This window comes from Halomonas profundus (assembly GCF_020865425.1).
GTDB classification, from domain to species: Bacteria; Pseudomonadota; Gammaproteobacteria; order Pseudomonadales; family Halomonadaceae; genus Vreelandella; species Vreelandella titanicae.
Genome location: NZ_CP086344.1, coordinates 3761760 through 3779808 on the forward strand (window position 1 = coordinate 3761760; position 18049 = coordinate 3779808).

Consider the following 18049-nt stretch of genomic DNA (forward strand, 5'->3'; position numbering starts at 1 on the left):
ATTGCCATATCGAAATGCCCTATCAACATTTTAAACGCCCTATCAACATTCTAAACCAAAATGCGCGGCACCCTGAGGTAACCGCGCATTTCTTACTAAGGTAGTATCACCTTAGGCGTCTGGATTACTCAATCCAGCCTTGTTCACGGTAGTAACGCGCTGCCCCATCGTGCAACGGTGCGGAAAGCCCTTCACTCACCATCTCTTCTGGATCAAGATTTTCGAAGGCCGGATGCAGACGCTTGAAACGATCGAAGTTGTCAAAAACCGCCTTGACGGTCTGATAGATCACTTCTTCGTCAGCCTCAGCGGTGGTGACAAAGGTCGCTGCCACGCCGAAGGTTTCGACATCTTCGTCATTGCCGCGATACAGACCACCCGGAATTACCGATGCGGCGTAGTAAGGATATTCATCGACGATGCCTTGAATGTCTTCGTCGTTCAACGGAATCAGACGAGCATCAACGGTGGTGGTGGCTTCCTGGATGGAGCCATTGGGGTGGCCAACCACGTATACCATGGCATCGACGTTATTATCAGCGAGTGCCGCCGCTTGCTCGGCAGCATCAAGCTGAGATGCCAACGAGAAGGTGTCTTCAGTCCAGCCCTTGGCTTCCATCACCACTTCCATGGTGTTGCGCTGGCCCGAACCTGGATTACCAATGTTGACACGCTTGCCTTCCAAGTCATCGAGCGTCTCGATGCCAGAATCAGCCCGCGCAAGCAGCGTCAACGGCTCACCGTGGACACGGAACACCGCACGCAGCTCTTCGTAGGGCTCGCCTTCGAAATTCCCAGTGCCGTTGTAGGCTTGATACTGAACATCGGATTGAGCGACACCCATGTCCAATTCGCCGGACTTGATGCCATTGATATTGGCGACAGAACCACCGGTGGAAGGTGCATTACACTTAATATCGGCGTCTTCGAGACGATTAACCAAACGACAGATCGACTGACCCACGACGTAGTAAACGCCGGTTTGGCCACCGGTGCCAATGGTGATGAATTGCTCGTCATCCTGTGCCATTGCCGGTGAGGCGAAAGCAGCGGCGGCAAGTAGCGCACCGGAGAAAGCAGTAGTGGAAAATACATGGCGTTTCATGAACACACCTCTTTGTATTGATGTTGTGAGCGTATTTGATGTTACGAGCATCGCACGCTTTGGTCTCACCTGATGAACCGTTCCCTCAGGTGCCCTTGTTCCAAAACGTTTTCAAGACATTCTATTTTCTAGACAAACGGTTACAGGCGACCCATAAGCTGCCTGCTAGCATTACTTTAGCGAAAAAAACCTAATTAGCGAAATGTAATACGCTAAATAATGAATTTCGCTGTCGTCTAATACTCAGTGTAGCGGTCTTCATCGTTTAGGGAACGTTAACTGCTATACCGCCTTTGCATAAGGTACGCAAAAGGGTCAGCAAAATTAATCAACGTTATAGCCCAAAACGCGCGGCAGCCATAGCGCGATAGCGGGGAAGATTGCCACTAGCGCTAGCGCACAGCCCATTGCAACGACAAACAGCAGCGCCCATCCGATGGTCTGCTCCAAGCGAATTTTGGCCACTTCGGTGGTCACCATCAAATTCACCGCCACCGGCGGGGTAAATTGGCCAATGGCAATATTCATCGCCAACAGAATCCCAAACCACACCGGGTTCCACTCAAAATGCTGCATCACGGGGATCAAAATCGGCATCATGATCAAATAAATCGAGATCGCATCCAACAGCATCCCAGCGACCAACACTGCTAACATCACCAGGATTAGCAGCAAAACGCCGTTATCGGTCAGGCTAATAATCCATTCCGCCAAGTGGCGGAAGGTGCCCAGCATGGTGCCTGCCCAGGCAAAAATCCCCGCCAGAGCGATAATCAGCATCACCACGCCGGAAATAATCGCCGCCTCACCCAATAGCTCCCATAAATCACGCAGCGACAGCTCGCGGGTTAGAAACAAACCGACAATCGCACCATAAGCAACGGCTACCACGGCCGCTTCGGTGGGTGTAAACAGCCCTGAACGCAACCCCCCCAAAATCAGCACCGGGGCAAACAGCGCCGGTATCGCCTGTTTAAAAGTGGAGCGCACACTTAGCCTTTCAGCCCCCTCTATGGGTGTGCCGCCCTCCCAACCGTAGCGTTTGGAAACGAGCATAGCGGGCACCAGTAGCGCCAGCCCCGCCAGAATACCGGGAAATAAACCTGCTGCGAAAAGTGCGCGTAAATCGACGCCCGGCACCACGATCGAGTAAAGAATCAGCGCCACTGAAGGGGGAATGAGAATCGCCGTCGAGGCAGAGGCGGCAATCAGCGTGGCGGAAAACGGCTTGGGGTAGCCCGCTTTGGTCATACTCGGCAGCATCACCATCGCAACCGCCGCGGCATCAGCAGGGCCTGAGCCACTCATTCCGCCCATAATCATACACACCAGCACCGCCACCAAGGCTAAGCCACCGTGGCGCGGGCCAATCAAAGCCTGGGCAAAACGCACTAAACGCAGCGCTACACCGGAACGTTCAAAAATAAGCCCGGTTAAGATAAACAGCGGAATCGCAATCAAAGGGTACTTGGCAATACTGTTATAGGTATTGGTACCCATCGTTGCGAGCATGTCCGGCGACAAACCCAGCACGATGCCAACGGCCCCGGAGAGCGCCAGCGAAAACGCTACCGGCACCCCCGCTATCAGCAGCCCCGCAAACGCCAGTATCATCCACACATCAGGGCTCATCGGTGAGCCTCCCCGTTAAACGGTCGGCGGTTTGCTGGCATAAGCGCCACACCATGGCCGCAGAAAGCACGGGCAGCCAGACTAAATACCACCACTGAGGCAAGCCAAGCCCTGGTGACAGCGACTCCCACTGATACTCTTGCCAGGCCATCTTGCCGCCATACCAAGTGATCAAACCCAGCACGGTGGCACCGCCAAGCGCTTGAAAAAGGATCAGTGCACGACGGTACTTGAGCGGCAATGCCCGTTCCAAAAAGCCAATACGAATATGGCGGTTACGCCGCAGCGCCACCGAGGCACCGGCAAAGGTCAGGACTACCAACAAAAACACAGAAAACTCTTCGGTAAATGAAAAAGAGCCGCCGGTTAAGTAGCGAGTAATCACATTACCAAGACTAATCAATGAGATAATGATTAATGCCAGCGCGCCCAGCCAACGTTCAGGGCGCGCATCAGGAAAGCCTTTCATGGCAGCCTCACAGCAAAAAACTCCCAGCCTTCAAGGCCGGGAGTTTGAACATCAAAAGTAATTAACGCGCGTCGATAGCGGCTTGTGCGGCCTCTACCACCTCTTCACCAATCCGCGGCGCCCATTTTTCGTAAACGGACTGGGTGGCATCGACAAACGCCTGGTACTGCTCATCGGAAAGCTCGGTTACTGTGACGCCGCGCTCTTGAATCGCCGCAAGCCGCTCGCCCTCTTCTTCACGGGTCATGGTGATTTCCCACTCACCCGCTTCTACCGCGGTTTCGCGCAGCAGGGTTTGCTGCTCTTCGCTCAATGTTTGCCATACCTGCTGATTGACCGCAAAAATCAGTGGGTCATTCATGTAGTTCCAGAGTGTCAAATGCTCCTGGCCGACTTGATCAATGCGCGCGACGTCAAACACAGAGAGTGGGTTTTCCTGGCCATCAACGGCGCCGGTGGTCAGCGCAGGCTGAGCGTCTGTCCAGCTCATTTGGGTGGGGTCGGCGCCCAATGCCGAGAAGGTATCCTGGAACAGCGGCGAGCCAACAACGCGGATTTTCAGGCCGTCCAAGTCGTCTGGCTGGCTAATCGGCCCGCGAGAATTGGAAACCTGGCGGAAACCGTTTTCACCCCAGGCTAACGGGATAACGCCACGAGATTCGATTGCTTCAAAAACCAACTCCCCTGCTTCACCACCGGTAACCGCATCAACGGCGGCTTCATCGGGAATGAAGAACGGTAAAGAGAATAGATTAAGTTCCGGCACCTGGGGCGACCAGTTGATGGTCGAGCCCACAGCGGCATCAATCAACCCGGAGCGCATTGCGGAGAATTCGCGGGTTTGGTCACCGGAAACCAGTTGAGAGTTGGGGTAAACGCGCAGCGTTAACTCGCCGTCGCTACGCTCCTCAACTAGTTCGGCCCACTTCTCAGCCGCCTGCCCCCAGGGGAAAGCGTCAGACAAAACCGTAGAAACCGAGAGTTCGCGTGCTTGTGCAGAAAGGGAGGCGGTCAGCAGAGCCGCACCGGCCAAGCCAGCGGTTAAACGAGCCATTGGGCGTGTCAGCGTCATGGTAGATCCTTTTTTAGCTATTTTTATGATGTGCGTTTAGTGGTGTGCGTGGACAGCAGTTGTGAAGCTTTTCGAGAAAGCCCCACTTATTGTATGCACTTAGGGCGCGAAAGGAAGTCGCCTAAGGTCGGCATGTTGCAGTACTGGCCCTTGAGACCAGGGTATATGGCAACACCAAATTGTCTACTTGCCTTCCTTCCAGCACCTCGATCAACATCGCAACAGCTTCGCGTCCGAAGGCTTCCGCCGGTTGGGCAATCGTCGTCAACGGCGGGTCGCTGTAAGAAGCAAACGCAATATCATCAAAGCCTGCCACCGAAATATCCTCCGGCACCCGCAGGCCCGCTTCTTTGATACGGCTTATAGCGCCTATGGCCATTTCATCGCTTTCACAAAAAATGGCGGAGGGGCGCTCCGCTAAAGCCATAAGCGTTTCAGCCGCCTGATAACCAGAACGTGGCGTGAAATCGCCAGGACAAAGCAGGCACTCATCTAACGGAATGCCCGCTGCGCTCAACGCATCCTGGTAGCCTTGTTGGCGATCACGGGTCAAGGGGCTGCGCCGAGGCCCTTTAATCATGCCAATTCGACGATGCCCCAGGGAGATCAAGTGCTCGGTGGCCTCCCGGGCTGCCGCTCGGTTATCGAGTTTGACGGTGGGACAGGGCGCATCGTCCAGCACCTCGCAGGCATTGATCATGGGCAATACCGCCCCAGCAGGAAACGCCTTTTCAGAAAAAGGGTTAAAAGCACGCAGTTGAATTACGCCATCCGCCTGGCGGGTACTGACTAAACTGGCGTATTGGGTTTCCATCGCCTCATTACCAAGCGTATTACACAGCAGAACGCCGTAGCCGCGTTCTTGGGCAGCTTCCTGAATACCGCTGATTACCCGCGCAAAAAAGGTGTTTGCGATCGTGGGTACCAATACCACTAAGTTATAAGTACGTTGAGAGCGAAACTGAACCGCCATCAAATTAGGCTTGTAGCCCGCTTGATCAACGGCCTTCAGCACTTTTTCCCGGGTGGCCGGTGAGACGATATCCGGCGACTTTAACGCGCGTGATACGGTCGCTACCGATACCCCCGCCAACTCGGCGACCTTACGTATATTGGTCATGGCCTCCCTTATCACTAGGTAATCGCCGTAAGCAGATGGTTGCGCGGCATTATTCATCTCAGCTTAACGTATCCCAGCGTTAAACTCAGCGCGCGATTTCCCAACCCTTCGCGCGCACCGATAGACCTTTGTCGCATTGACGCTTATAGCGTGAAGCCCTAATTTCAAGCCAAATGTAACCGGTTACATTGCCGACTATACTCGCACAGCCTGACCAAGCGCCACCTGAAAAATCAAACGCTTTATTAAAGCAGGAGCCTCTCTATGCCGCGACCCAATCAACCCCGCATCCGCTTAGGCATGATCGGCGGCGGACAAGGGGCGTTTATCGGCCAAGTTCACCGCTTAGCTGCTCGCCTCGACGATACCTGCGAGCTGGTATGTGGAGCCTTTAGCCGCTCGGCGGATAACAACCAACTGACTGGCGAAGCGTGCCACCTCCCCGACGAGCGTATTTACGCTGACTGGCAGCAATTACTGGAAGGCGAGCAGCAACTTCCCGCCGAACAACGCATGCAGTTATTGGTGATCGTAACGCCTAATCATCTTCACGTGCCGATCGCGGAAGCGGCCATGCAGGCAGGCTTTCATGTGTTCTGCGAAAAACCGGCGGCAGTATCACTCCAAGAAGCTCAGCGCTTAGCAGCAAGCTGGCATGCCAGCGGCTGCCTGTATGGCTTGGCGCATACCTACTTAGGCTACCCCATGGTATGGCAAGCCCGAGAAATGGTGAGCGAGGGCCAAATAGGTAGCATTCGCAAAATTCATGTGGAGTATCCTCAGGGCTGGCTAGGCGAGCGTTTAGAACAGCAGGGTAATAAACAAGCCGCGTGGCGCACCGACCCTTCGCTCGCAGGTATCAGCGGCTGCATGGCCGACATTGGCACCCATGCTTTCGGCCTCGCCGAGTTTATTTCCGGACATCGTGTTAGCGCTCTCTGCGCCTCGCTTGCCAGCCACGCCGATGGCCGCCAATTAGACGATGATGGCGATGTACTGCTGCGCACTGAACAAGGTGCCAGCGGAACCCTCATTGCCAGCCAGATCTGCAGCGGGGAAGAAAACGCACTTAAAATACGTATTTACGGCGACCAAGGGGCGTTGGAGTGGCACCAAATGGAGCCCAACAGCCTGTTCTACCGCCCGCTTCAAGCACCGATGCGCACCCTCCGTGCGGGCATCGACCAACCCGACCTTTTCCCCAGCGCGATGCAACGCTTGCGCCTACCCGGCGGCCACCCAGAGGGGTATCTGGAAGCACTCGGCAACCTTTACCGCGACTTTGCCCACGCCATTCATCAAGGCAAGCAAGGCGACGTTGAGGGCGTTCCCGGTATGGCCTCCGGGCTACGTGGCATGGCGTTTATCGAGGCCGTCACCACCAGCGCCAAAAGCGAACAGAAATGGACGCCACTGCCTGCCACTCAACTAACGGGAGCCTAATCATGCCCAACACCCATCAAGGCATCCGCGGGCCCGCCATTTTCCTGGCCCAGTTTATCGGCGACGAAGCGCCTTTCGATAGCCTCGACGGTATCGCTCGTTGGGCGGCCGAACACGGCTATCAAGCCATTCAGCTACCCACTGCCACTGCAGACAGTCGTTTTATCGACCTGCACAAGGCCGCTGAAAGCCAAAGTTACTGTGATGAGTTAAACGCCCGCTGTGAAAAAGCCGGCGTTGTGATCAGTGAACTCTCTACCCACTTACAGGGCCAACTGGTCGCCGTGCATCCCGCTTGCGACGACTTATTCGATGATTTTGCGCCTGTTGAGCTACACGGCAAGCCGCAGGAGCGTACCGAGTGGGCCATTGAGCAGCTAAAGCTGGCTGCCAAAGCCAGCCAACGGCTTGGTTTAACGGCTCACGCGACGTTTTCCGGGGCGCTGCTATGGCCCTTTGTTTACCCCTGGCCCCAACGTCCTGAGGGGCTAGTCGAAGAAGGGTTCAACGAGCTGGCCCGGCGGTGGCGGCCAATTCTGGATGCCTTTGATGAGGCAGGTGTTGATCTGTGCTTTGAGATTCACCCTGGCGAGGATCTTCACGACGGTGCGTCTTTCGAGCGGTTCCTGGCGGCAGTGGACAACCATCCACGGGCGAAAATTCTTTATGACCCCAGTCACTTACTGCTGCAGCAGTTGGATTATCTCGAGTTTATCGACCGCTACCACGAGCGTATCGGCATGTTCCACGTTAAAGACTCTGAATTTAACCCCAATGGCCGCAGCGGCGTTTATGGCGGTTACCAGGGTTGGGTAGAGCGCCCTGGACGCTTCCGTTCATTAGGCGATGGGCAGATCGATTTCAGCGGGATTTTTAGCCGCCTGACGCAGTACGGATTTGATGGCTGGGCGGTGCTTGAGTGGGAGTGCTGCATTAAAGACGCCGCCCAAGGCGCTGCAGAGGGTGCACCTTTTATCGAAGCCCATCTGATTCAACCCGCCGATCGCGCTTTTGATGATTTTGCCGGTGTCACTACCAGTGTTTCGCGCAACCGTCGAATTCTTGGTCTTCCTTCACACCGTTAATTGACTGTTTTTTTAATCACAACCACAACAAAGGATCACGTCATGGCTATGATACGCACACGACTCAGCATCATGATGTTTTTGCAGTTCTTTATCTGGGGCGGCTGGTTTGTCACCCTGGGCACCTTCCTGGCCAATAATCTCAACGCTAGCGGTGGCCAGATTGGCATGGCCTTCTCCACCCAATCCTGGGGAGCGATTATTGCCCCTTTCATTATTGGCTTGATCGCTGACCGTTATTTCAACGCCGAGCGTATTCTCGGTGTTCTGCACTTGGCGGGCGCTGCTTTAATGTACGGCCTGTATGTCGCCAGCGATTTCAGTACGTTTTACCCGTTGGTGTTGATGTATATGATTATCTATATGCCGACACTGGCGCTGGTTAACTCGGTCTCCTTCCGCCAAATGAGCGACCCAAGCCAGGAGTTCGCTAAAATCCGCGTGTGGGGAACCATTGGCTGGATTATCGCGGGCTTGGGTATCAGTTACTTATTCGCCTGGGACTCTTCGCAAGGCATCGCCGACGGCATGCTGCGTAACACCTTTTTGATGTGCGCTATCGCATCATTAGCCCTAGGCCTATACAGCTTTAGCCTGCCCGCCACGCCGCCTAAAGCAAACGGCCCGGTTGGCTTAAAAGAAGTACTAGGGCTAGATGCACTGGCCCTGCTAAAAGACCGCAACTACGCCATCTTCTTTATCGCCTCTATTCTGATTTGTATTCCGCTGGCATTTTATTACCAAAACGCCAACCCTTTTCTGGCAGAGATCGGCGTGACCAATCCAACCGGCAAAATGACCCTGGGCCAGGTATCGGAAGTGCTGTTTATGCTGTTGCTACCGGTCTTTATTCATCGCTTTGGTATCAAGAAAACCTTGCTGATCGGTATGCTGGCGTGGGCGCTACGCTATGCGCTGTTTGCGTTCGGTAACGCCGATGAGATGGTGTTTATGCTCTTGATTGGTATTGCACTGCATGGCGTGTGCTACGACTTCTTCTTCGTGACCGGCCAAATCTACACCGATGCCCGCGCAGGGGAGAAGTTTAAAAGCTCTGCCCAGGGCATGATCACGCTGGCCACTTACGGGGTAGGCATGCTAATAGGCTTCTGGGTAGCCGGTCAGATTACCGACCATTTCTCCACCAACGGCGCGCACGACTGGCAAGGCATCTGGATGTTCCCAGCGGTATTTGCTATCGCGGTGCTGGTGTTGTTCTACCTCACCTTTAAAAACGACAAAAGCGTAACGGTTAAGCCTAACGTGTAAGGGGATAGAGCATAATAACAGCCGGGTGTATTGGCGGCACCCGGCTTACTAAGCTTTGTACGAAAACTGTCCTAACAGATACAGAGCCAACACAATCAACGCAAGCAAACCCACTACTGCACACAAAGCGCCGTCGGCTCGACTCCTATGCTCATCGAGATATATCACTTTAAAAGCCGAAGGATATTTTCCCAAAGTAACTAGTTTACAGATTGGCCAACCAACCCAGTAACAAATTGTTCTAAAGAATACCTCTGCCAGTATGTAACCTATTCCCCTAAAAACCCCCCTGCCTATCTCTTCAAAAAAGCCGTCCATAAAACTCCCTTTCGGTTAAACGTAAATACATAACCAAATCCGCTTTCTTTTCACTTCTATTTTGCCATAGCCGGGAATCGCAGCTGGCTTAATGGCTAACGCTCACCTTCCAGTTCGTGCCATACGCGCAGAATAATGATGACGCTCGGATGTACTGAATAGCGGATAACGTACTTACCAAAGACCATGTCACGAACAGAATCCGGTGCCATTTCAACCGGCGTTCCCATTTTAGGGAAGTCTGGCAGTAAGTCGATTTTGCCGACCAGCTCAGCTGCTATCCGGCCTGCTGCTGATGGATTATGGATGGCGATGAACTCTCTAAGGCGCTGCAAATCTTCAATGGCTTCATTCGTGTAAACCAGTTTCACCTATCCGACCTCGGCGCATCCTGCTCATTTTCCGTTCCCCAGCTATTGAGCCAACGATGAACCTCGCTGCTATCAACCACCTTCCCCTGTGCGGCAGACTCCATTGCCTCCAGCGTTTGCCTCCAGCGCTCTTGCTCAAGCTGTTGCTTCTCGATGTATTCCGACAACGCCTGGTTGATCACCCAGCCTTTGCTCCGGTGGAGCCTGCTCGCGATAGCTTCCAGATGCTGTTCAACGTCTGTCTGAAGACGAACTGTAGTGACACCCATATCTATATCCTCACCCCAACGACTACAATGTATTACAGCATAGTCAATGAGGGCGATACAAAAAAGCCCAGTCCCCGATATATCTAGCATCAGAAGACTGGGCTTGCTCGCTGAGGGTGCTTAAAAGCGCCTGACTATAACTCTCTCACCCAAACGTTTCGAAAGCTAACGTCCGCATCGTGATCCTGCAGGTAAATGGGTGCGCAGCCGTGGGCTTCTTCGTAATTGGGTTCGCCAATCCACTCGGTGGTGCCTTGCACTTCAGCATGGTGCTGAACCACTACACCGTTATGCAGAACGGTGATGTAGGCAGGCGATTCAAGGGCGCCTTCATCATCAAAACGTGGCGCGGTGTAGAGGATGTTATAGCTCTGCCACTCACCAGGCGGGCGGGATGCGTTGACTAACGGAATATGCTGTTTGTAGATAGATGCCGCCTGGCCGTTGGGATAGGTCGGGTTGTCATAGGAGTCCAGCACTTGCACTTCATAACGCTCTTGCAGGAAGACGCCGCTATTGCCACGATCTTGACCCTCCATGCCATCGATATCGGCCGGTGCTCGCCACTCCAGGTAGAGCTGCACGTCGCAGAAATCCTGGCGTGTGCGTATTCCTCCCGCGCCCCGATTCACCGTCATCACGTCCTCTTCCACGTGCCACTCGGCTGGCCCGCCCTCTTCAGATTCCCATGCGTCTAAATCGGCGCCATCGAATAGCACGATGGCATCGGAGGGAACGCCCGTCTCAGGCACTGAAACCAAAGGAGGCACAGGCTCCCACACTTCGGTTTTGGTAGATTGCTGCTCGGGTGTCAGCGCCTCTTTCGAGGCGTCTTCTTGTGCCGCGCTGTCGAATGCCAACAAACTGCCGCAGACCAGTAAGCAAAGCGCTGGGGCATAGGCGCGACTTTGTAAATCGTAGGTTTGCTGATTTTTCATCAATGCTCTCCGCTCCATTAAGTAGCCCAAGCAGGCTCGCCGTTATAAGGCGCGCAGCCCTCGTAGCGGCCTGGCACCGCTTCGTAGCGCAAGACTTCAGTCGCGCCAACTTCTGAGGTGAAGAAGCCGAACAGCGTTAGCTGCTTCATCATAGTGAAGTAGTGTGGAAGCGCTTCCTCGCTATCCGCGTGCTCCTGGGATGACTGGGTTTCCGCCGTTTGATTTTGCGCAGTCTGGGTCTCTGCGGTCAGTTCCTCAGCAGGGGTTGGCTGCTCTCTACGAGCCTGTTGCTGGGCGTGCGCCATCGCTTCGCGATCCAACTCGGTTATGAGCTCTAACCGCTGCTCGCCACTCAGCGCTATAAAATCACGTTCGTAAGCCGCTCGGCTACGCGCCTCAAGCTGCGCTAAACCAAAATAGAACACCTCTCTTTCTGAGGGCGTATAGCAGTCGCTGACGAACAGGGCCATAAACTCCCCGACGCCAGCGTCTTTAGCACCTGGGGTATCGGTTCTAGGCAGAATGGTTTCGGCAAGCTCGTCCAGTCGCTCTACATCGCGGCTGCTAAAGGGGTGGTCTGACTGGCCTGCATCGCTAAAGGCAAATAGGGATTTACCTCCAATCATCGCGGTACCGGTCGTCAGGGCGATCATTTTGAGTAATTCGCGACGATTCATGACAGGTTCCCCCGTTTCAGCTCTTCCACCGCATAGTCCACCGCCCGAGCGGTAAGCGCCATATAGGTTAGAGAAGGATTTACACAAGAGGATGACGTCATACAGGCGCCATCCGTGACAAACACATTGGGCGCATCCCATACTTGGTTGTGGCTATTGAGCACTGAGGTTTTCGGGTCACGGCCCATACGCGCGGTGCCCATCTCATGGATCCCCATGCCTGGCGCGTAATCGCCTACGTCGCCTTTGACGTTCTTCACGCCCGCGGCCTCAAGTAAGTCGACCGCATCTTGAACCATGTCCCGACGCATATCGCGCTCGTTTTGCTTGAGTTCCACGTTGATCGACAACACCGGCAGCCCCCATTTATCGCGAACGCTGTGGTCAAGGGAGATGCGGTTATCGTGATCGGGCAGCATTTCGCCGAAGCCTGTCATACCGATCGTCCAGCCGCCTGGCTGGCTAAGTGCTTGCTTTAAATCAGCGCCGATATTGAGCTCAGCAATTTCGCGATCCCAGCCCTCGCGGCTCGCCGCGCCTTGATAACCAAACCCGCGCACGTAGTTTCGCTGCTCATCGCCTACGTTGCGAAAGCGCGGAATGTAAAAGCCCGCAGGACGGCGTCCGAAGTAGTATTTGTCGAGATAGCCTTCCACTTCGCCACTGGCACCGCAGCGGAAGTGGTGATCCATCACGTTGTGACCCAGTTCGCCGCTGCTACTGCCCAAGCCCCCTTCCCAGACATCGGTGGCGGAGTTCATCAAAATCCAGGTAGTGTTGAACGTAGACGCATTGAGGAAGATGACATCAGCGGTGTACTCATGGACTTCATGGGTCTCAGCGTCAATCACCTCAACGCCCCGCGCCCGCTGACGGTCTTTGTCGTACAGCACCTGGCTGACAATCGAGAATGGCCGTAACGTTAGATTACCTGTGGCCACCGCCGCGGGAAGCGTGGCGGACTGGGTGCTGAAATAGGCACCATAAGGGCAACCCAGCCAACATTTATTGCGGTATTGGCAGTTGACGCGATTTTGTTCCGGCTTTGGCTGGGTAATATTGGCGACTCGGCTGTGGATAAGATGGCGCTGCCCACCAAAGGCCTCTTTAATACGCTTGGCGGCATCTTTTTCCACGCAGTTAAGCGGTATTGGCGGCAGAAACTCGCCATCGGGAAGAATATCTAGCCCTTCCTGAGTACCTGCAATACCGGCAAAGCGTTCCACATAGTCATACCACGGGGCGATATCTTCATAGCGAATCGGCCAATCAATGGCGATACCTTCACGCTGGTTGGCCTCGAAGTCCATAGGGCTGAGCCGATAGCTTTGCCGCCCCCAAAGCAGTGAGCGCCCCCCTACGTGATAGCCGCGAAACCAGTCAAAGCGCTTCTCTTCCACGTAGGGATTGGCCTGTTCATCCGCCCACATGCCCATGGTGGCTTCGTTAAGGGGGTAGTCGCGCCTGAGCACGGGGTGTTTAGCGATCATTTCCTGGGTCGGCTCATTGCGGTGGGGATAATCCCACGCCTCTTTGTCGGCGTTGTGGTAATCCTTTACGTGCTCAATATTGCGCCCACGCTCGAGCAGTAAAACCTTTAGCCCCTTCTCGGTTAGCTCTTTAGCAGCCCAGCCGCCGCTAATGCCTGAGCCAACCACGATGGCATCGTAGTGATTATCTGGCATGATTATCTTCCTTACTGTGTTGTTTTTAGAGTCGCATCACACGTCGCAGAGCTGAATAGCCGCCTGCAGTGATGCTATTTTTGCCTGTTGGCTAGTCCGGTCAGGGAGAAATTCCTGGGCGATATAACCCTTAAAGCCGGTATCTCTTATAGCGCGACAGATCGCAGGGTAGTTGAGCTCTTGGGTGTCATCTATTTCATGCCGCCCCGGCACACCGGCCGTATGGTAATGGCCGAAAAACGGATGGTTTTCACGGATGGTGCGAATGACATCGCCTTCACTAATCTGCATGTGATAGATGTCGTAGAGCAGTTTGAAGTTGGGTGAATCGAGGCGGCGGCAAAGCTCAATCCCCCAGGTAGAGTTATCGCAAAGGTAGTCGGGGTGGTCGATTTTGCTGTTGAACAGCTCCATCTGTAGCACCACGCTTTTTGCCTCTGCCTGGGCAAGAATCTCCTTCAGCCCCATTTCGGCATTTTGCAAACCCTGTTCAGGGCTCATACCCCGGGCATTGCCGCTAAAACAAATGAGATTGGTGTAGCCCGCTTGGCTGACCAAATCGATATGATGGAGGTATCGCTCAATCAGCTCTGAGTGAAAGCGGGTATCGCCCCAGCCATCCTCAAGGCTCAACTCAGCGCCATTACACATGGAAGAGTCGAGCCCATACCGCTGAAGCACAGGCCACTCTTCTGGCCCCACCAGATCAATCGCCGTAATGCCCAACTCAGTTGAAAGCTGGCAAAGCTCTTCCAAAGATAGAAAATCGAATGTCCAACGAGCGACTGAATGATGGATATTGCCTTTTAGCGCCCGCTGAGAAGGCATATCGTCAGCCAGGGTTCGAGAGCCAATCTGAGGTAGCGCCGCCAGACCAATAGCACCGGTAACGCTGTGGCGCAGCAAGCTACGCCGATCAATAAGGTAGCGCTTCATAAAGCATCCTCGCGTTCGTCATCTAAATGAGATGGCCTAAGCGTGCATTACTCTTCTCGAAGCGCTGTCAGTTTTTCCTGTAAGAAGCTGTTGCCCTCGGTAATCACCGCTTCTGCGTCTAGTGGTATATCGTGTTCGATGATGTACCACTCAACATCAGCGGCCTCGATGGCGGGCAAGATTGCATCCCAATCCAGTACACCTTCCCCGAGTGTGGCGAAACCGCCCTCTTCTTCGGCGGTGCCTTCTGGAGCATTATCTTTGGCGTGTACAGCAAACAGTTGGCCATCGAAACGCGAGACATACTCAACCGGGTCAAACCCGCCACGTGCCACCCAGGCGATATCCAATTCCGCCAGCAGATCAGATCCAGCCGCATCAAACAGATGCTCTAACGCGGTTTTACCGTCATACACTTCCATCTCGAAATCATGGTTGTGGTACGCCAAGCGGAAACCTTCGGCATCTAGCTCAGCGGCAATATCACCTAGCTCTTTACCCAGCGCCTGCCAGCCTTCGGCATCGCTAGGGCGTGCGTCCTCGGCTAGATAAGGCATTGTTAAGGTGTCGTTACTCACCGCCTGATTGAAAGCCACCGTTTCGTCCAAGCGATTGCGCAGGTCATCTAGTTGCACATGGCTTGAGATCACCTCAAGCGCGTGCTCTTCTAACAAAGCGTTGAGTTCTTCGGCTGTCACGTCCTGGGTGCCCACCGTCTCAATGGCAGAGATTCCCGCCCGATTTACGGCGGCTAACTGCTCCTCCAAATTGCCAAAATCACGCAGCGTATACATTTGAACAGCAATGGGTAATTCTGCTGTGCTACTTTGTTGAGCCTGAACAACGCCAGGTACACTCAGCACCGACAGCGCCACTGCACTAGCAGCCAGCAGAGCCTGTGAACTCAAACGCTTTGGGCGTAGCGGGGTATCCATATCCACCTCATTGTTGTTGGATTGTTATATATTGTGAAAGCGCCGACGCAAAAATGTAATCGGTTACATTTTTTTAGAACATCTCAGTAAAATGTGCAAGTCAGCCGCTTTGTTTACCGCTTTTAAGGGGACAAAAAGGACTTAATACTCACACAAGTCAATTCATAACCAATTTATTATCAACAACATATAGACTATTAAAGAAAATCCTAATACTTTGGTATCAAGCAGTAGCGGCGCTTACCAACGGCTCATTTCACTATTATTTTTGCCGTCTCCCAAGCTGATACAATGGCTATCGTTTCCATCCACCAACGGACATCAACGTGCCACTACGCGACCTGCTGCTCGGCCTCTTTGTTATCGCCATTTGGGCGCTGAATATCATTGTTATCAAGGTCGGTGTAGCGGAGCTACCGCCGCTATTGATGACCACCCTACGTTTTATGCTGGTCGCAGTTCTGCTGGTGCCCTTCTACCCGGTGGCGCGAGTGCAATTGCCGTTTTTGCTACTGTTATCCATCACCTTCGGCAGCCTCCACTTCGCTCTTCTGTTTATTGGTTTGGAGCATGCAGAAGCAGGTACCGGCGCGCTTTTAGTACAGATGGGCACGCCCTTTGCCACATTGCTAGCGGTCATCTTTCTAAAAGAGAAGCTAGGCCCCAAACGGATTGTCGGGCTGCTACTCTCTTTTGCTGGGGTAGTCGTACTGGCCGGTGGGCCAACGCTGCCCTCTCCTTTACCACTGGCGATTCTGTTGTGCAGTGCCATGGGCTGGGCGGTGTCGCAGCTGTTGATCAAGCGTGGCCCGCCCATTGCGCCGATGGCGTTGGCAGGCTGGGTGGCGCTGTTCGCGGTGCCTCAGGTAGGGTTGGGGTCATGGCTATTTGAGAGCGGTCAGTGGCAGGCGATGCAGCAAGCAACTTGGTTAGGCTGGGGGGCGATGATTTACACCGCCGTAATGTCGTCGATTGTCGCTTACGGGATTTGGTATGCGCTTTTACGCCGTCACCCGGTTAATCGCGTGGTACCCATGACGCTACTCGTACCGGTATTGGCAGTCGGCCTAGGCGCGCTGTTAATGGGCGACAGCCTAGGCGTGCATAAACTAGTGGGCGGCGGCTTAGTGGTCGCGGGTATAGCCCTGATTGTGATCAGATTTCGCCGCCGCCGATAAAGGTCATATCGAGGGAAATCAGCGTAGCGACATCGGCAGCAGCGCCGTCATCGAAACGTCACATATCCACTCAGGCCAATCAGTTAGACTGAACAGTCACCAAGCCGGGAGTTCCCTATGCAGATGCTGGCGCTTTACAGTATCAAGGGGGGCGTGGGCAAGACCGCCTCCGCCGTCAACCTCGCCGCCGAAGCGGCACGCGACGGCAGGCGAGTATTGCTGTGGGATCTCGATCCGCAGGCCGCCACCACCTTCTATCTACGCAGCAAACCCAAAGTGCGTGGTGGCGTCGGCAAACTGGTCAAGGGCAAGGCCGATCTCGACCGGGCGATCCGCGAGACCGACATCGAAGGGCTCGACCTGCTGCCAGCGGCGCTGGGCTCGCGTGACCTGGAAGCGTCGATGGAAACCCGCAAACCCAGCCGGCTGCGTAAGATCCTCAAGCCGGTGATGAGCAGTTACGACCTAGTGATACTCGACTGCCCGCCGAGCCTGTCGGCACTCGCCGAGCAGATCTTTTCCAGCGTCGATGCCCTGCTAGTGCCGATGGTACCGACCACCCTGTCGTTGCGCACTCTTGAGCAACTGGACGGTCATCTCGACGCGGTCGACCATGCCTGCCCGATCTGGCCATTCGTGACCCTCGCCGACCGTCGCAAGACCCTGCACCGCCAGGTGATGGAGAGTCTCAGCGAACGCTGGCCGAGGCGCCTATCGACGACCGTGCCCAACGCCAGTGAGGTCGAGCGTATGGGTATCGAACGCGCTCCGGTCGGGCATTTCGCCCGCAGCAGTCGGGGCAGTCGCGCCTACACCGCGCTGTGGCGAGAGATCGCGCAGCGTATGCAATGACCTTCTGAGCTTCGCTCTGCTGTTAATTGGCTTGCAGCAGGCGGAAGAGGTACCGGCGCGCTGTTAAGGGACGACAGCCTAGGCGTGCATAAACGAGTCGGTGGCGGCTTAGTGGTCGAGGGTATAGCCCTGATTGTGGTCAGGTTTCGCCGCCGCCCAGTTTAATCTCCAGGCTGGCAGAAACCGGCTTCTTCAGGAATAGAAACACAGTCCCCTACTTTGATACCGCGCTCAGCAAAGTAGCCGCCATTAACCTCTAGCGCTGAATGATAAGCCGCACCTGCTGGATAAGAGGGGCAGTCGCTCGGCGACGAGGATTCACAGGGCTGCATGGTATTAATCGCCACAATCCGCCCATCGCTATCGATAAAGGCAATATCCAGAGGGATTAGCGTGCGATACATCCAAAAGGCATTGTTGGCCGACTGCTCGTTCTCAAAGCGAAACAGCATGCCACTTTTTTCGGGCAAGCTCTCACGCCCCATTAACCCGCGCTGACGCTGCGAAGCCGTTTCCGCCACTTCAACCTCTAGACGATGTGGGCCGCCCTCGCTGTGAATAGCCAGCGCCAGCGTCTGCATCTTTTGCGCAGATGCCTGCCCCCAAGCAAACGAGCTGAGTAGCGACATCGGCAGCAGTGCCGCCATCGGTAACAGTAAAGACGCCTTAAGCAGCGTGCGACGCGTGGGATCCAT

The 18049-nt window shown here is 54.6% G+C and carries 18 protein-coding genes; 5 read left to right on the top strand and 13 right to left on the bottom strand.

Annotated elements, in window-relative coordinates:
* Positions 1 to 124: 124 nt before the first annotated feature.
* The 5 genes from LMS44_RS17190 to LMS44_RS17210 form a co-directional block, all read right to left on the bottom strand.
* Positions 125 to 1105 carry a TAXI family TRAP transporter solute-binding subunit gene (locus tag LMS44_RS17190; RefSeq protein ID WP_022522286.1) on the bottom strand — a complete coding sequence of 327 codons (981 nt, stop codon included), beginning with the start codon at positions 1103 to 1105 and terminating at the stop codon, positions 125 to 127.
* Between the two features lie 324 nt (positions 1106 to 1429).
* Positions 1430 to 2737, bottom strand: coding sequence for a TRAP transporter large permease (locus LMS44_RS17195; RefSeq protein ID WP_009287381.1), 1308 nt, complete (start codon positions 2735 to 2737; stop codon positions 1430 to 1432).
* Positions 2727 to 3206 (bottom strand): TRAP transporter small permease, encoded by a 480-nt coding sequence (locus LMS44_RS17200; RefSeq protein ID WP_022522284.1) that lies wholly within the window; start codon positions 3204 to 3206, stop codon positions 2727 to 2729. The genes LMS44_RS17195 and LMS44_RS17200 overlap by 11 nt, the downstream gene beginning before the upstream one ends.
* Positions 3207 to 3267: 61 nt before the next feature.
* Positions 3268 to 4278 (bottom strand): DctP family TRAP transporter solute-binding subunit, encoded by a 1011-nt coding sequence (locus LMS44_RS17205; RefSeq protein ID WP_022522283.1) that lies wholly within the window; start codon positions 4276 to 4278, stop codon positions 3268 to 3270.
* Between the two features lie 121 nt (positions 4279 to 4399).
* Positions 4400 to 5398 (bottom strand): LacI family DNA-binding transcriptional regulator, encoded by a 999-nt coding sequence (locus tag LMS44_RS17210; protein WP_053857000.1) that lies wholly within the window; start codon positions 5396 to 5398, stop codon positions 4400 to 4402.
* A 264-nt stretch (positions 5399 to 5662) separates the two neighbouring features.
* Between LMS44_RS17210 and LMS44_RS17215 the strand changes: the two genes are divergently transcribed.
* From LMS44_RS17215 to LMS44_RS17225, 3 genes are read left to right on the top strand one after another with little or no spacing between them, the layout of a single operon-like run.
* Positions 5663 to 6841, top strand: a complete 1179-nt coding sequence (locus tag LMS44_RS17215) for a Gfo/Idh/MocA family protein (protein ID WP_022522281.1) — start codon at positions 5663 to 5665, stop codon at positions 6839 to 6841.
* A 2-nt stretch (positions 6842 to 6843) separates the two neighbouring features.
* Positions 6844 to 7926, top strand: a complete 1083-nt coding sequence (locus LMS44_RS17220; protein WP_476488450.1) for a sugar phosphate isomerase/epimerase family protein — start codon at positions 6844 to 6846, stop codon at positions 7924 to 7926.
* Positions 7927 to 7968: 42 nt separating this feature from the next.
* Positions 7969 to 9195 (top strand): nucleoside permease, encoded by a 1227-nt coding sequence (locus LMS44_RS17225; protein WP_159177257.1) that lies wholly within the window; start codon positions 7969 to 7971, stop codon positions 9193 to 9195.
* A 413-nt stretch (positions 9196 to 9608) separates the two neighbouring features.
* On the opposite strand, the gene LMS44_RS17230 is transcribed toward LMS44_RS17225, so the two are convergent.
* From LMS44_RS17230 to LMS44_RS17260, 7 genes are all read right to left on the bottom strand, one after another.
* Positions 9609 to 9884 (bottom strand): type II toxin-antitoxin system RelE/ParE family toxin, encoded by a 276-nt coding sequence (locus tag LMS44_RS17230; RefSeq protein ID WP_027958085.1) that lies wholly within the window; start codon positions 9882 to 9884, stop codon positions 9609 to 9611.
* On the bottom strand, positions 9881 to 10153 hold the full coding sequence (locus LMS44_RS17235) for a CopG family ribbon-helix-helix protein (protein ID WP_159177258.1): 273 nt from the start codon (positions 10151 to 10153) through the stop codon (positions 9881 to 9883). Before LMS44_RS17235 ends, LMS44_RS17230 begins: the two co-directional genes overlap by 4 nt.
* Positions 10154 to 10287: 134 nt before the next feature.
* Positions 10288 to 11091: a 3-keto-disaccharide hydrolase gene (locus LMS44_RS17240; RefSeq protein ID WP_053856998.1), complete on the bottom strand. Its 804-nt coding sequence runs from the start codon at positions 11089 to 11091 to the stop codon at positions 10288 to 10290.
* Between the two features lie 17 nt (positions 11092 to 11108).
* A complete protein-coding gene (locus tag LMS44_RS17245) occupies positions 11109 to 11768 on the bottom strand; it encodes a gluconate 2-dehydrogenase subunit 3 family protein (protein ID WP_022522275.1) in 660 nt (219 codons plus the stop codon).
* The gene (locus LMS44_RS17250) at positions 11765 to 13453 is read right to left on the bottom strand and encodes a GMC oxidoreductase (RefSeq protein ID WP_159177259.1); all 1689 of its coding nucleotides are present in this window, start codon (positions 13451 to 13453) and stop codon (positions 11765 to 11767) included. Before LMS44_RS17250 ends, LMS44_RS17245 begins: the two co-directional genes overlap by 4 nt.
* Positions 13454 to 13489: 36 nt before the next feature.
* Entirely contained in the window at positions 13490 to 14389 is a 900-nt protein-coding gene (locus LMS44_RS17255) for a hydroxypyruvate isomerase family protein (RefSeq protein WP_159177260.1), read from the bottom strand.
* A gap of 47 nt (positions 14390 to 14436) precedes the next feature.
* The gene (locus LMS44_RS17260; protein ID WP_414122309.1) at positions 14437 to 15324 is read right to left on the bottom strand and encodes a sugar phosphate isomerase/epimerase family protein; all 888 of its coding nucleotides are present in this window, start codon (positions 15322 to 15324) and stop codon (positions 14437 to 14439) included.
* A gap of 326 nt (positions 15325 to 15650) precedes the next feature.
* Between LMS44_RS17260 and LMS44_RS17265 the strand changes: the two genes are divergently transcribed.
* A complete protein-coding gene (locus tag LMS44_RS17265; protein ID WP_022522271.1) occupies positions 15651 to 16502 on the top strand; it encodes a DMT family transporter in 852 nt (283 codons plus the stop codon).
* Positions 16503 to 16619: 117 nt separating this feature from the next.
* Positions 16620 to 17354 (top strand): ParA family protein, encoded by a 735-nt coding sequence (locus tag LMS44_RS17270; protein ID WP_190374713.1) that lies wholly within the window; start codon positions 16620 to 16622, stop codon positions 17352 to 17354.
* 161 nt (positions 17355 to 17515) lie between these two features.
* On the opposite strand, the gene LMS44_RS17275 is transcribed toward LMS44_RS17270, so the two are convergent.
* Positions 17516 to 18049, bottom strand: coding sequence for a DUF192 domain-containing protein (locus tag LMS44_RS17275; RefSeq protein WP_161463173.1), 534 nt, complete (start codon positions 18047 to 18049; stop codon positions 17516 to 17518).

Bases quoted from the DNA above. Each gene is read 5' to 3' on its own strand.
- LMS44_RS17235 (WP_159177258.1), bottom strand. From the start codon at position 10,153: ATGGGTGTCACTACAGTTCGTCTTCAGACAGACGTTGAACAGCATCTG.
- LMS44_RS17190 (WP_022522286.1), bottom strand. From the start codon at position 1,105: ATGAAACGCCATGTATTTTCCACTACTGCTTTCTCCGGTGCGCTACTT.
- LMS44_RS17240 (WP_053856998.1), bottom strand. From the start codon at position 11,091: ATGAAAAATCAGCAAACCTACGATTTACAAAGTCGCGCCTATGCCCCA.
- LMS44_RS17275 (WP_161463173.1), bottom strand. From the start codon at position 18,049: ATGGATCCCACGCGTCGCACGCTGCTTAAGGCGTCTTTACTGTTACCG.
- LMS44_RS17215 (WP_022522281.1), top strand. From the start codon at position 5,663: ATGCCGCGACCCAATCAACCCCGCATCCGCTTAGGCATGATCGGCGGC.
- LMS44_RS17225 (WP_159177257.1), top strand. From the start codon at position 7,969: ATGGCTATGATACGCACACGACTCAGCATCATGATGTTTTTGCAGTTC.
- LMS44_RS17250 (WP_159177259.1), bottom strand. From the start codon at position 13,453: ATGCCAGATAATCACTACGATGCCATCGTGGTTGGCTCAGGCATTAGC.
- LMS44_RS17245 (WP_022522275.1), bottom strand. From the start codon at position 11,768: ATGAATCGTCGCGAATTACTCAAAATGATCGCCCTGACGACCGGTACC.
- LMS44_RS17260 (WP_414122309.1), bottom strand. From the start codon at position 15,324: ATGGATACCCCGCTACGCCCAAAGCGTTTGAGTTCACAGGCTCTGCTG.
- LMS44_RS17200 (WP_022522284.1), bottom strand. From the start codon at position 3,206: ATGAAAGGCTTTCCTGATGCGCGCCCTGAACGTTGGCTGGGCGCGCTG.
- LMS44_RS17205 (WP_022522283.1), bottom strand. From the start codon at position 4,278: ATGACGCTGACACGCCCAATGGCTCGTTTAACCGCTGGCTTGGCCGGT.
- LMS44_RS17255 (WP_159177260.1), bottom strand. From the start codon at position 14,389: ATGAAGCGCTACCTTATTGATCGGCGTAGCTTGCTGCGCCACAGCGTT.
- LMS44_RS17220 (WP_476488450.1), top strand. From the start codon at position 6,844: ATGCCCAACACCCATCAAGGCATCCGCGGGCCCGCCATTTTCCTGGCC.
- LMS44_RS17195 (WP_009287381.1), bottom strand. From the start codon at position 2,737: ATGAGCCCTGATGTGTGGATGATACTGGCGTTTGCGGGGCTGCTGATA.
- LMS44_RS17210 (WP_053857000.1), bottom strand. From the start codon at position 5,398: ATGACCAATATACGTAAGGTCGCCGAGTTGGCGGGGGTATCGGTAGCG.
- LMS44_RS17270 (WP_190374713.1), top strand. From the start codon at position 16,620: ATGCAGATGCTGGCGCTTTACAGTATCAAGGGGGGCGTGGGCAAGACC.